This is a genomic window from Streptomyces jeddahensis, from assembly GCF_001642995.1.
Taxonomy (GTDB): domain Bacteria; phylum Actinomycetota; class Actinomycetes; order Streptomycetales; family Streptomycetaceae; genus Streptomyces; species Streptomyces jeddahensis.
This window is the reverse complement of sequence record NZ_LOHS01000051.1, coordinates 86,154-98,839: the sequence shown is the minus strand read 5'-3', so window position 1 is coordinate 98,839 and position 12,686 is coordinate 86,154. Positions and strand designations below refer to the sequence as shown.

At 71.2% G+C, this 12,686-nt stretch carries 9 protein-coding genes and 1 pseudogene; 3 read left to right on the top strand and 7 right to left on the bottom strand.

From position 1 onward, the window contains the following. Positions 1-1,042, bottom strand: a 1,042-nt coding sequence (locus STSP_RS07580; protein WP_078066963.1) for a GlxA family transcriptional regulator, incomplete at its 3' end; no start/stop codon positions are given. Between the two features lie 43 nt (positions 1,043-1,085). Between STSP_RS07580 and STSP_RS07575 the strand changes: the two genes are divergently transcribed. Next, a complete protein-coding gene (locus STSP_RS07575) occupies positions 1,086-2,516 on the top strand; it encodes an MFS transporter (RefSeq protein WP_078066962.1) in 1,431 nt (476 codons plus the stop codon). A gap of 111 nt (positions 2,517-2,627) precedes the next feature. Here the strand turns inward: STSP_RS07575 and STSP_RS07570 are convergent, their stop codons facing one another. Further along, positions 2,628-3,839, bottom strand: coding sequence for a DUF445 domain-containing protein (locus STSP_RS07570; protein ID WP_232789554.1), 1,212 nt, complete (start codon positions 3,837-3,839; stop codon positions 2,628-2,630). Positions 3,840-4,341: 502 nt separating this feature from the next. Between STSP_RS07570 and STSP_RS07565 the strand changes: the two genes are divergently transcribed. After that, the gene (locus STSP_RS07565) at positions 4,342-5,682 is read left to right on the top strand and encodes an SGNH/GDSL hydrolase family protein (RefSeq protein ID WP_067273806.1); all 1,341 of its coding nucleotides are present in this window, start codon (positions 4,342-4,344) and stop codon (positions 5,680-5,682) included. A gap of 141 nt (positions 5,683-5,823) precedes the next feature. On the opposite strand, the pseudogene STSP_RS07560 reads toward STSP_RS07565, so the two are convergent. The 4 genes and pseudogenes from STSP_RS07560 to STSP_RS07545 all read right to left on the bottom strand — a co-directional run. After that, positions 5,824-6,555, bottom strand: a pseudogene (locus STSP_RS07560) (DUF1707 SHOCT-like domain-containing protein); the annotation flags it as partial. 10 nt (positions 6,556-6,565) lie between these two features. Then, on the bottom strand, positions 6,566-7,579 hold the full coding sequence (locus tag STSP_RS07555) for an ABC transporter ATP-binding protein (RefSeq protein ID WP_232789550.1): 1,014 nt from the start codon (positions 7,577-7,579) through the stop codon (positions 6,566-6,568). A gap of 3 nt (positions 7,580-7,582) precedes the next feature. After that, the gene (locus STSP_RS07550; RefSeq protein WP_078066959.1) at positions 7,583-8,383 is read right to left on the bottom strand and encodes an ABC transporter permease; all 801 of its coding nucleotides are present in this window, start codon (positions 8,381-8,383) and stop codon (positions 7,583-7,585) included. Positions 8,384-8,405: 22 nt separating this feature from the next. Continuing rightward, positions 8,406-9,149 carry an ABC transporter permease gene (locus STSP_RS07545; protein WP_067273801.1) on the bottom strand — a complete coding sequence of 248 codons (744 nt, stop codon included), beginning with the start codon at positions 9,147-9,149 and terminating at the stop codon, positions 8,406-8,408. Between the two features lie 294 nt (positions 9,150-9,443). Here STSP_RS07545 and STSP_RS07540 point away from each other — a divergent pair, with 294 nt between their 5' ends. After that, the gene (locus tag STSP_RS07540; RefSeq protein WP_078066957.1) at positions 9,444-12,044 is read left to right on the top strand and encodes a transglycosylase domain-containing protein; all 2,601 of its coding nucleotides are present in this window, start codon (positions 9,444-9,446) and stop codon (positions 12,042-12,044) included. 260 nt (positions 12,045-12,304) lie between these two features. Here the strand turns inward: STSP_RS07540 and STSP_RS07535 are convergent, their stop codons facing one another. Next, positions 12,305-12,646: a GroES family chaperonin gene (locus STSP_RS07535; protein WP_067273799.1), complete on the bottom strand. Its 342-nt coding sequence runs from the start codon at positions 12,644-12,646 to the stop codon at positions 12,305-12,307. Positions 12,647-12,686: the final 40 nt, after the last annotated feature.

Genomic DNA, 12,686 nt, shown 5'->3' with positions numbered 1-12,686 from the left:
TGCCGGGCCGAGCGGACCTCGCCCCCTTCCCCCTGAACGTCGCCCGGTACGCCCCCGGCGACACCCCCAACGCCGCCTGGAAGTGCTGCCTCAGCGACGCCCCCGTGCCGAAGCCGGCCTCCGCTGCGACGCGGTCGACCGTGTGGTCGGTCTGCTCCAGCAGCTGCCTCGCGCGGTCGACGCGGCGCTGCGTCAGCCACTGGATCGGCGTGAGGCCCGTCTCCTCGCGGAAGCGGCGGCTGTAGGTGCGTACGCTCAGGGCGTCCTGGGCCGCCAGTTCGCGCAGCGTCAGGGGTTTCCCCAGGTGCTTCAGCGCCCAGGCACGCGACGCCGCGGTCGAACCCGCCGTCACCTTCTGGTCCGGGACCGGGCGTTGGATGTACTGGGCCTGGCCGCCCTCCCGGTGCGGCGGTACGACGGTGCGGCGGGCGACATCGGCCGCGACCGCCGAGCCGTGGTCGCGGCGGATCATGTGCAGGCAGAGGTCGACGCCCGCCGCCTCCCCCGCCGACGTCAGAACCCGCCCCTCGTCGACGTACAGCACGTCCGGGTCCACCGTCACGGACGGGAACGCACGCGCGAAGAGATCCGTCGACAGCCAGTGCGTCGTCGCGCGGCGGCCGTCGAGGAGCCCGGCCGCCGCGAGGACGAAGGCTCCGGTGCAGATCGACGCGGTACGGGTGCCGGGGGCCATGGACCGTATCGCGGAGGCCAGGGGCTCCGGCAGGCCTCCGGCCGTCAGCGTTTCGTCCTCCTCGTGTGACGCCGGGACGATCACCGTGTCCGCCGTTGCCAGCACTGCCCGACCGTGGGCCGCGTAGATCGGGAAGTCCGCGTCCGTTCGGATCTTCCCGGGCCTGATGGCGCAGGTCAGCACCTCGTACAGCGGGTCTCCGGAGGGCGAGCGGGCATTGCCGAAGAGCTGGTGGACGAGGCCGAGTTCCATGGGCAGCACACCGTCGCGTACCAGGACCGCCACCCGGTGGGACGGTTCGCCGGACCCGAGTCGGTTCATGGCGTAATCCTTGCACATCGTGGCCATCTGGCCACTCGTTGCGGTGCTGTCCCTGGCGGAGGGTCGGAGCATGAGCACTCAGCCGACACGCGTCCAGGCCGCCCAGGCCGTCCAAACAGCCCAGACCGTCCAGGCCGTCCAGACCGCCCAGACGCAGACCCGGACCCGGACCCGAGCCGAGAGGCGCCACCGCCACCGCCACCGCCACCACCACTCGCCCGGCATCCGCCCCACCCCCTGGACCATCGCCGCCACCGCCACCCTCGCCATCGTCACCGCCGGGGCCTTCACCACCCTCGCGGGACTGCTTGTCGGGCCGCTCCACGAGGAGTTCGGCTGGTCGCGGTCCGCGATCGGGGTGGGGACGCTCGTGAACATGGCGCTGTACGGGGTGGCGGCGCCGTTCTCGGCAGCGCTGATGGACCGGTTCGGCATGCGCCGGGTCGCCACCGCGGCGCTGGCGCTGGTGGGTGCGGGCGCCGGGCTGGCCATGACGATGACGGCGCCCTGGCAGTTCGTTCTGTACTGGGGTGTGTTCGTGGGGCTCGGCACGGGGGCCACCGCGACGGCTTTTGCGGCGACCGTCACGGAGCGGTGGTTCGTGGCGCGGCGCGGGCTGGTCACCGGGCTGCTCACGGCGGCGAGCGTCCTGGGGCAGTTCCTGTTCCTGCCGGTGTTGTCCGAGGTCATCGACGCGTACGCGTGGCGGGCCGCCGCCGGTTGCCTCGCGGTCGCGGCCGCCGGCGCCGTCCTGATCGTCGGGCTGGTGCTGCGCGACCGTCCGGCGGATGTCGGACGCCTTCCGTACGGGGCGGACGGGGCCGACGGGGCGGACGCTGACGGGGCCGAAGGCGCGGACGGGCCACGGGAGTTCACCTCCCCACCGTCCCCCGCACCGCACGCGGCCGGGCGAGCGGTTCGCGTTCTCCTCCGGTCGGCGGGCACAGCGCCCTTCTTGCTGCTCGCCGGGACCTTCGCCGTGTGCGGCGCGTCGACGAACGGCGTCATGTGGACCCATTTCGCCCCCGCGGCGCACGACCACGGGATGCCGGTGACCGTCGCCGCCTCGCTGCTCTCGCTGATCGGGATCTTCAACGTGGCGGGAACGGTCGGCTCCGGATGGCTCACGGACCGCGTGGACGCCCGTCGGCTGCTCGCCGTCTGCTACGCGCTGCGGGGCCTGTCCCTCCTCGCCCTGCCTCTGCTGCTCACGGCGACCGTCCAGCCGCCCCTCGTCGCGTTCGTCATCGTGTTCGGGCTGCTGGACGTGGCCACGGTGCCGCCGACCCTCGCGCTGTGCCGCGCCTACCACGGCGCCGACGCACCGGTCGTCTTCGGCTGGATCAACGCGGCCCATCAGCTGGGTGCGGGTCTTGTCGCCTTCCTGGGCGGCGCGGCGCGGGACGTGTCCGGTTCGTACGACATGGTGTGGGTGGCGGCGGGCGCCCTGTGCGCGGTGGCGGCGCTGATGGCGCTGACGCTGAGGGGGCGGCGGCGGTGACCTGACGGCACGCGGCGGTGAGGGCTCTGACGGCACGCGGTGGTGAGGGCCGACCCCGGGCCCACGCCACCCCGCCCACGCCGCGCCGGACAGCTCCGCGCCGTACCTTCCCTACGCCATGAACACCCGCGAAACCGTATAGATCAACAACCCCGCCAGTGAACCCACCACCGTGCCGTTGATCCGGATGAACTGCAGGTCGCGGCCGATGTGGGCCTCGATCTTCTTCGAAGTGTGCTCGGCGTCCCAGCCGGCGACCGTGTCGGTGATGAGGGATGTGATCTCGTCGCGGTAGGTCGTGACCACGTACACCGCGGCGCCCTCGATCCAGCCGTCGACCTTGCTCTGCAGGCGGCCGTCGACGGCCATCCGGGCGCCGAGCGACAGCAGCGAGGCCCGCACCCGCAGGCGCAGCTCGCTGCGCTCGTCCTCCGCCGCGGCCACCATCATGGCGCGGACGGCGGACCAGGCGGATGCGATGAGGTCCTGGACCTCGCCGCGGCCGAGCACCTCCCGCTTCAGGTACTCCACGCGCGCCCGCGTGTCCGTGTCGGACTGCAGGTCGACGGCGAAGTCGGCGAGGAAGCGGTCGATGGCGCCGCGTGCCGGGTGCTCGGGCATGTCGCGCATCTCGGTGACGAAGCGCACCAGCTCCCGGTAGACCCGCTCGCCGACCTTCTTGTCGACGAACCGCGGGGTCCAGCCGGGAGCCCCGCCCTGCACCGCGTCCATGACGGAGTCGGCGTGCTCCACCAGCCAGTCGTGGGCGCGTACGCACACCAGGTCGACGACGCGTTTGTGGCCGCCGTCCGCGACGATTTTCTCCAGCATCTTGCCCAGACCCGGCGCGATCTCCTGGGCGTCGGCCCGCCGGTTGATCGCCTCGCCGACGACAGCCTGGACGTCGGAGTCGCGCAGGACGGTCAGGGCGCCGCGCAGCGCCGTGGCCAGCTCCGCGGTGACGCGGTCGGCGTGCGCGGGCTCGGCGAGCCAGCTGCCCAGGCGGACGCCGATGCCGACGGCCCGCAGCCGTTTCCGTACGACGTCCTTGGACAGGAAGTTCTCGCCGACGAACTCGCCGAGCGAGACGCCCAGCTGGTCCTTCTTGGTGGGGATGATCGCGGTGTGCGGGATGGGCAGGCCGAGGGGGTGGCGGAAGAGCGCGGTGACCGCGAACCAGTCGGCCAGGGCACCGACCATGCCGGCCTCCGCGGCCGCGGCGACATAGCCGGTCCACGGGCCCGCGCCGGAGCTCTCCGCCCACTTGGCCAGGACGTAGACGAGCGCGACGAACAGCAGGAGGCCGGTCGCGGTGGCCTTCATACGGCGCACCCCGCGGCGCTTCACCTCGTCGGCGGCGCTGTAGGTGAACCCTTCGGGGGACACCTCGTGTGACGGTCCGCGGTCCCGGGCATGCTGCACCTTGCCCGCACCGACGTCCGCTTCATCCACTTTCGTACGTTGCATCCGATCCACCGACCCGTTCGACCTTCCGCCGTCGCCGTCGCCGCCGTCGTCGCTGATCTCGTCGGCGTCGCTGTTGCCGTCGGCGTCGCCGCTGTCGTCGTCCCCCGTACGCATTGTCCCTTCCTGCTCCCTCCTGTGCCTTTTCCTCCGCGCGCCGGACCAGTCCCGGTTCTGTGCGCCCTGCTCATCCGCGCCCGTCGACGCACACCCCTTTACTGACCGACTCCCGGAACGCTCCATGAGTTCCCGGCGTCTGAGAGGTCGGGGGTGGCGTCAGCTGCCCTCAACCCCATGCCTCATCATGGGGAGACCAAGATCGGAGCCTCGGGCTCCCTTTGCCCGAGGAGAAACGCACCGCATGACCAAGCGTCATGGTTATGCCTTGCTCGCCGCGATCATCGCGGTGGCCGTGGTCGTCTCGGCCGCCATATATCTCGGCGTCTCGCGCGCCGACACCAGCTCCCAGGACACCCTGGCCGGGCCGCGGAACCCGCAGAACTCCGCGGCTCCGGCCTCCGCCGGCACCTGGGTCGGTTCCTGGGCCACCTCGCCCGCGGCCGCCGAGCCCGGCACGGAGCAGGAGGGGCTCGCGGGCCACTCCATCCGTAACGTCGTCCACACCAGCGTCGGCGGCACCAGCGCTCGCATCACGCTGTCGAACCTGTACGGACAGCAGCCGCTGACCATCACGCACGCCTCCATCGCCGTGGCCGCCGCGCCGAGCAACCCGACGGCCGCGGCCGGCACGCTGCGGCGGCTGACGTTCTCCGGCGGCACCTCGGTGGTGATCCCGGCGGGGCAGCAGGTGGTGAGCGACGCGGTACGCATGGAGGTGCCGCACGACGCGGACATGCTCGTCACGACGTACTCGCCGACGCCGTCAGGACCGGTCACCTACCACCCGCAGGCCCGCCAGATCTCGTACGTCGCGGAGGGCGACCGGACCGAGGACGTGAGCGGGGCCGCGTACACCGAGCAGAGCCCGTACTGGCGCTATCTGACCGCGCTGGACGTGCTGAGCAACGAGTCGACGGGCACGGTCGTCGTCATCGGCGACTCGCTCACCGACGGGGTGACGTCCACGGTCGGGGCCAACCACCGGTGGACCGACATCCTCGCCGACCGGCTCCGGGACGAGTCCGGCGCGCCGCGCTACAGCGTCGTCAACGAGGGGATCAGCGGCAACCGCATCCTCGCCGACGGGCTCGGGCAGCGCACCGCCGGGCAGAAGCGGCCCGCCGACAACCCGAGCGCGCTGTCGCGGTTCGACCGCGACGTGCTCAGCCGCACGGGCGTCAAGGCCGTCGTCATCGCGCTGGGCGTCAACGACATCCTGCGGACCCCGCACCAGACCGATCCCGACAAGATCACGGACGGGCTGCGCGAGCTGACCCGGCAGGCCCACAGCCGGGGGCTGCGGGTCATCGGGGCGACGCTGATGCCGTTCCAGGGACACCGGGGGTACCTGCCCGGCCTGGAGCAGGTCCGGCAGGCCGTCAACGCGCAGATCCGTGCGGGCGGCGTGTTCGACGAGGTCGTGGACTTCGACAAGGCGCTGCGGGATCCGTACAACCCGCGCAGGCTGCGGGCCGAGTACGACTCGGGGGACCATCTGCATCCGAGCGACGCCGGCTACCGCCGGATGGCGGAGACGTTCAACCTGGCTCACCTGAAGGGGTCGGCGCCGGCCGAGCTTTAGGCTGCCGCCGGGCTGTACGGGGCCGGGGTGCCGCACTTTGCGAGGGCGCCCGCAGTCGTGGGTTGTGCCCACCTTTCCGCCCCAGCGGAACGATTGCCCACAACGGGAACGGGGCGCCCCCAGCTAGTCCTCCAGCTCTCCCCGCCGTGCCGCCTTCCGCTCGAGTTTCTCCCGGCGGCGTTCCTCCTTGAGGCGCTGCTTCTCCGCGCGGGTGATCTTGCGTTCGACGCTGACGCCGCCCCAGAAGGCGAAGCCCGTCACGATGACGCGCGGGGCGCCGGGCTCGCCCGGTGCGCCCTCCTCGCGGTGGTCGAAGCCGCCCATGATGCCGATCCCGCGCACGACGACCTCGACGCCGGGCGGCACGACGACGTTCACGCCGCCCATGATCGCGTAGCAGTCGATGACGACCTCGCGCTCGGCGAACCGGGCCTCGCGCAGATCGATCTCGCCGCCGCCCCAGAAGGCGAAGGAGGTGAAGCGCCGCGGCACGGTCCAGCGCCCCTTGCGCTGGAACCCCGACATGATCGCCACGCCCCACGAGGACGTGCCCTCGCCGCCGATCCGCGAGGCCCAGTCACCCGATGCGGCAGGCGACGTGGCGGACGGCTTCACGAGGGGCGCCGCCGCCGCGCCGACCGGCAGGTCGCGCGTGAGGGGCACCAACTCCCCGTACGTACGGGCGTTGTAGGTGGCCTCCAGCCGCTCCTCGAACTCCGCCATGTCGAGGCGGCCCTCGGCCAGCGCGTCCCTGAGGTGTTCGGCGACCCGCTCGCGGTCGGCGTCGGAGGCGCGCAGATCCGGGTCGGCGACTCGCAGTTCGGGGTCCTCGGGTCCCGGGCTCGCCCCGGGAGAAGGCACAGCGTCCGTCATACGGATCAGCCTACGAGTTCTCGGCCTGCGGGTGCAGGCGCTCGCCGCCAGTTGCGTACATGTTTGCGATGACCGCCTCGATGTCGGGCTCCCGCACGGAGAGGTCCACCAGCGGATACTCCGCCGCGATGCGTGCCACCAGCGGGGCCGCCGACTCCGAGGCGGGGAACGCCAGCCACTGCCGCGGACCCTCGACTTTCACCACCCGCGCGGCCGGGCCGATGTCGACCGGCGGCAGCTCGCGCTCCAGGTCCACGACCAGCAGGCGCTCGCTCTCCCCCACCTCGTGCAGCCCGGACAGCGCACCGTCGTACATCAGCCGCCCGTGGTCGATGACCATCACGCGGCGGCACAGCTGCTCGATGTCGGTCAGATCGTGGGTGGTGAGCAGCACGGTCGTGCCGCGCTCGGCGTTCAACTCGCGCAGGAACTCCCGTACTTTCGCCTTGCTGACCACGTCCAGGCCGATGGTCGGCTCGTCGAGGTAGAGCACGTCCGGGTCGTGCAGCAGGGCGGCCGCGATGTCGCCGCGCATGCGCTGGCCGAGCGACAGCTGACGGACGGGGACCTCCAACAGGTGGCCCATCTCGAGGAGTTCGACGCACCGGTCGAGGTTGGCGCGGTAACGGGCGTCGGGGATGCGGTACATGCGGTGCATCAGCCGGTACGAGTCGATCAGCGGCAGGTCCCACCACAGCGTGGTGCGCTGCCCGAACACGACGCCGATGTGCTGGGCGAGCCTCGTGCGCTCGCGCGAGGGATCGATGCCCGCGACGCGCAGGCGGCCGCCGCTGGGCGTCAGGATGCCGGTGAGCATCTTGATCGTCGTCGACTTCCCGGCGCCGTTCGGCCCGATATAGCCGACCATCTCGCCCCGCGCCACGGTGAAGGAGATCGAGTCGACGGCGCGCACCTGGTGTTTCTCGCGGCGCAGGAAGCCGTTCCTGCGCCGTACGTCGAAGACCTTCTCCACACCGTCCAGGCGGATGAACTCCTCGTCGCTCGCATGACTGCTGTCGATCACGGCTCAGCTCCCTGTACTGCGGTACGAACGAAGTCCCACGCGCCATGCCGCCCCGGCCAGCGCGCAGCACGCGACGGCTACCAGGGGCGGCGCGAACGCCAGCCACTGCGGCAGGTCCAGCGGGTAGGGCCGCCCCAGCACGTACAGCGCGGGCAGCCAGTTGACGAAGGCCAGGGGCATGACGAAGGTGACGCCGCGCACAAGCTCCTTGGAGAAGATGGTCGGCGGGTACCGCAGGAGCGTGTTTCCGCCATAGGTGAAGGAGCTCTGTACCTCGGCGGCGTCCTGCGCGAAGAACTGAAAGGCCGCGCCTGCCACGAACACGGACGCGAAGATGACGGTCCCGCTGAGCAGCATCAGCGGGATCATCAGCACCTTCAGCGGCGTCCAGGCGATGTCGAGGGCGGCCAGCGCATACGCGAGGATCAGCAGTCCCTGCGTGAGGCGGCCGAGGCGGCGCAGAGCGAAGCCGTCAGCGGCAATCTGGGCGAGCACCGGCGCCGGACGCACCATCAGTGTGTCCAGCGTGCCGTCACGCACCCGCTGACCCAGCTGCTCGATCGATCCGAGTCCCAGGTCGGCAAGGCCGAGGGCGATGCCCGCGGTGCCGTAGAGGAGGGCGACCTCGGGCAGGGTGTAGCCGCCGATCATGTCGACCTGCGAGAACATCAGCAGGATCGCGGCGAAGTCCAGCGCGGTGACCACGAAGTCCGTGACCACGGTCATCGCGAACGACGCGCGGTACGCCATCGTGGAGCGGATCCACATCGCGGCGATCATCCGGTAGGCGCGCAGCCCGTCCATGAGGCGCGGACCAGCGGGAAGCTCAGCCACCCTGCACCACCACCCGCTTCGTCGCCGCCGACTGCACCAGCCGTCCGGCCGCCAGCAGCGCCACTGCCCAGGCCCCCTGGAACGCGTACGTCTCCAGCAGTGCGAGGCCGGTGCGCTCGCCGAGGAAGACATCGGCGGGCTTCTGCAACAGCGCCGACCATGGCAGTGCCCGCGCGATCTCGCCGAGTACGCCCGGGAAGATGTTCAACGGCAGCAGCAACCCGGAGAAGAAGATCCCTGCCAGCGCCGCCATCTGCGCCGCACCCGCGCCGTCCATCAGCCAGAACGCGGACAGCGCCACGAGATAGCGGATCGCGAAACTGACGACCACTCCGAGAGCGACGGAGACCAGGAAGGCCAGCCACGTCAGCGGGTCCGACGGCACCGCCAGTTCGAACAGGAGCGCACCGAACGCCATCGGCACGAAGCCCCGGCCGAGCAGATGGAACGCGGCCCGCCCCACATCACTGGCCAGCCACCACGTCTGCAGATCGGCCGGCCGGTACAGATCGACGGCGATGTCGCCCGTACGGATCCGCCCGATCAGCTCCATCTCCATGCCGCGGCCCATCGCGGCCACCGCCGCGTGCAGCCCCTGACAGAGCCATACATAAGTGAGGGCCTGCGCCTGGTCGTACCCGCCGAGTCCCGGCCGCTCGTCCCACAGCGCGACGTAGGTGTACGCCAGGATCACCCCGAAGACGGTGTTGGTGAACACCCCGGCAGCGGTGGCCATTCGGTACGTCGCATACCGCCGGAAACCACTCACCGCGACGGCCGCGTACAACCGCCCTTGCCCCACGAAGAACCTCCCCCGACTACCGCGCCCGTCCGGCGGCCGACCGGTTTCCACCAGCCCGTTCCGCGTGTTCCGGGCCAAAGCGCAAGAGCCTAAGGGCAATACGCGCATGCCTGCCACTTGATTACGGCGCGCGGTGCGCGCCACCCCTCGGCGCGGAACTCATGATGCGACAGTGTGCAAAGGAGTATGCAAGGGGGCGTACGACGTGAAACGGGAGTACGGCACAAAATGAGCGACGAGCCGCAGCAGAGCAAAGGAGGCTGGGCGCCGCGGGACGCCGGGCCCAAGGCGCCCGGGGCCCCGGCCACGGGCCCGGCCCCGGGCACCGGCGCGGCCCTGGTTCTGGGCGGCGCCGCGGGCCGGCTCAAGTCCGCCGTCACGGGCAGCCCCGGAAGGCAGCAGGAGGGCACGCCGGGACCCGGCGGCCCCCGGCAGCCGCAGCGCACCGGCTGGCGCCGGTACGTCCCCACCTGGCGCATGGTCGCCGGCGGCTGCATCGGACTGGCACTGCTCTGCATCGGCGGCTTCGTCGCCGGCTACCTGCTCGTCCAGATCCCGCCGGCGAACGCGGCCGCGGTCGCGCAGAGCAACGTCTACCTCTACGCCGACGGCTCCCCGCTCGCCCGCGACGGCGAGGTCAACCGCGAGAACGTGACGCTCGCGAGCATCCCCAAAACCGTGCAGCACGCCGTTCTCGCCGCCGAGGACCGGGACTTCTACTCCGAGCCCGCGGTCGATCCCGCCGCCATGATCCGCGGCGCCTGGAACACCCTCATGGGCAAGGGCAAGCAGTCCGGCTCCACCATCACGCAGCAGTACGTGAAGAACTACTACCTCGGCCAGGAGCAGACCGTCACCCGGAAGGTGAAGGAGTTCTTCATCTCCATCAAACTGGCCCGCGAGGCGAGCAAGGACCAGATCCTCGAGGGCTATCTGAACACCAGTTACTTCGGCCGCAACGCCTACGGCATCCAGGCCGCAGCCCAGGCCTACTACGGCGTCGACGCGCAGCACCTCGACACCGCGCAGGGCGCCTACCTCGCGACCCTCCTCAACGCACCCAGCGCCTACGACGTCGTGGCCCATCCCCAGAACATGAACCGGGCCATCGCCCGCTGGGACTACGTCCTCGACGGCATGGTCAAGGAGAGCTGGCTCACCCCCGCCGAGCGCGCCGCCATGCACTTCCCCGTCCCCCACGAGGCCAAGCCCGCCGCCGCGATGTCCGGGCAGCGCGGCTACATCGTGCAGGCCGTCAACGACTACCTCATCAGCCACAAGATCCTCGACGAGGACACCCTGGAGTCCGTCGGCGGCTACCGGATCACCACCACGATCGAGAAGAAGCAGCAGCAGGCCCTCGTCGACGCCGTGGACGACCAGGTGATGTCCCAGGTCGACAAGGACAGCCGGCCCGTGGACAGCAACGTCCGCGTGGGCGGCGTGTCCGTCGATCCCGACACCGGCAAGGTCATCGCGATGTACGGGGGCGTCGACTACACGAAGCAGTACGTCAACAACGCCACGCGCCGCGACTACCAGGTCGGCTCGACGTTCAAGCCGTTCGTGTTCACGGCGGCCGTCGAGAACGGGGCCACGACCCAGGACGGCCGCCCCATCACCCCGAACACGATCTACGACGGCGACAGCAAGCGCCGCGTGGAGGGCTGGCACGGCACGCCGTACGCCCCAGAGAACGAGGGCGACACCGACTACGGCCCCATCAGCGTGCGCGACGCCACCGACAACTCCGTCAACGCCGTCTACGCACAGATGGCCGCCGACGTCGGCCCCGACAGGGTGAGGTCCACCGCCGTCCACCTCGGCATCCCCCAGGACACCCCCGACCTGAGCGCCTCACCGTCCATCGCGCTCGGCACGGCCACGGCCAGCGTCCTCGACATGGCGCAGGCGTACGCGACCCTCGCCAACCACGGCAGGTACGGCGCGGCCACGCTGGTCGAGAAGGTCACCAGGCAGGGCGAGTCCATCAGCCTGCCCAGGCAGCACACCCAGCAGGCCGTCAGCCGCGAGTCCGCCGACACGACGACCTACATGCTGCAGAGCGTCGTCGACGACGGCACCGGCTCCGCCGCCCAGGCGGCCGGGCGCCCCGCCGCAGGCAAGACCGGCACCGCGGAGAACGACACCGCGGCATGGTTCGCCGGCTACACACCGGATCTCGCCACGGTCGTCGCCGTCATGGGCCAGAACCCGGTCACGGGCGAGCACACCCCCCTGTACGGGGCGCTCGGCAATTCGCGGATCAACGGTGGGGGCTACCCGGCGCGCGTCTGGGCGCAGTACACCGAGGCCGCGCTGGTCGGCAGGGACGTCCAGGACTTCGACCTGTACCTGGCCGAGGGCGCCGACGAACCCGACCCGTACGAGGACTGGGCCGAGGAGGAGTGGTACCGGCGCCGAGGCCTCCCGGGCTCCCAGCCGAGCAAGAAGCCCACAGCGAAGCCCAGCAAGAAGCCGGGCGCCGCGCAGGGCGGTAAGCCAGGAGACAAGCAGGGCGGTAAGCCGGGAGACAAGCAGGGCGACAAGAAGGGCCGCACGCCCGAGAACCCAGGGCAGACCGGCGGCCGCACCCAGGGACCGGATCAGGGTGCGCAGCAGGGCCCGACGCAGGGTGCCGGTGGTGACGGGCGGCCTCCCGGCCTGACCGGAGGGGACCAGCCCCAGAGTCCCCGACAGCCCCAGGGCGGCACCGGAGACATCCGGCCCCAGGCACCGCCCGCCGCCGGGACGCCTGGCGGCCAGGGCGGCACGACCGACGGGGGCCCGAGCGGTCTGCAGGGCGGGGCCGCTCCGGGGCGGGGCTGAGACGAGAGGGCTGAGAACGAGGGGGGCTGAGCACGAGCCACCGCCCGGTGACACGGCGGCTCATGCGTAAGGCACCGCCCGGTGATACGGCGGCCATGCGTAAGGCCTGGTGACGGACGGCTGTCGGTCCGGTCGCCAGGCCTTACGGCGTCATGGTCAGAACTGTCTGCACTGGCTGCTTCACGGCGACGAGACGTACGCCATGGCTGCAACAGGCGGATGACGGATGCGTCAGAGATGTCAGAGACAGAGCCCGGCTGTCAGAGATAGAGCCCAGTCGAATCCTGCGAGCCCTCGAAGCGGTCCGCGGCCACGGCGTGCAGATCGCGCTCGCGCATCAGGACGTACGCCACGCCCCGCACCTCGACCTCGGCCCGGTCCTCGGGGTCGTACAGCACCCGGTCGCCCACCTCCACGGTCCGCACGTTCTGCCCGACCGCGACCACCTCGGCCCAGGCCAGCCGCCGCCCGACGGCCGCGGTCGCGGGAATCAGGATGCCGCCGCCGGAACGCCGCTCGCCCTCATTCGTGTCCTGCCGCACCAGCACACGGTCGTGCAGCATCCGGATGGGCAACTTGTCGTGGTGGGTCTTCTCGCTCACGCTCCGAACCTACCTGTCTCCACCCCGCCCGCACCCCGGA

What these genes read in the sequence shown, in the direction of transcription:
- STSP_RS07575 (WP_078066962.1), top strand. Translation starts at nt 1,086, where the DNA reads ATGAGCACTCAGCCGACACGCGTCCAGGCCGCCCAGGCCGTCCAAACA.
- STSP_RS07570 (WP_232789554.1), bottom strand. Translation starts at nt 3,839, where the DNA reads ATGAAGGCCACCGCGACCGGCCTCCTGCTGTTCGTCGCGCTCGTCTAC.
- STSP_RS07565 (WP_067273806.1), top strand. Translation starts at nt 4,342, where the DNA reads ATGACCAAGCGTCATGGTTATGCCTTGCTCGCCGCGATCATCGCGGTG.
- STSP_RS07550 (WP_078066959.1), bottom strand. Translation starts at nt 8,383, where the DNA reads ATGGACGGGCTGCGCGCCTACCGGATGATCGCCGCGATGTGGATCCGC.
- STSP_RS07545 (WP_067273801.1), bottom strand. Translation starts at nt 9,149, where the DNA reads ATGGCCACCGCTGCCGGGGTGTTCACCAACACCGTCTTCGGGGTGATC.
- STSP_RS07540 (WP_078066957.1), top strand. Translation starts at nt 9,444, where the DNA reads ATGAGCGACGAGCCGCAGCAGAGCAAAGGAGGCTGGGCGCCGCGGGAC.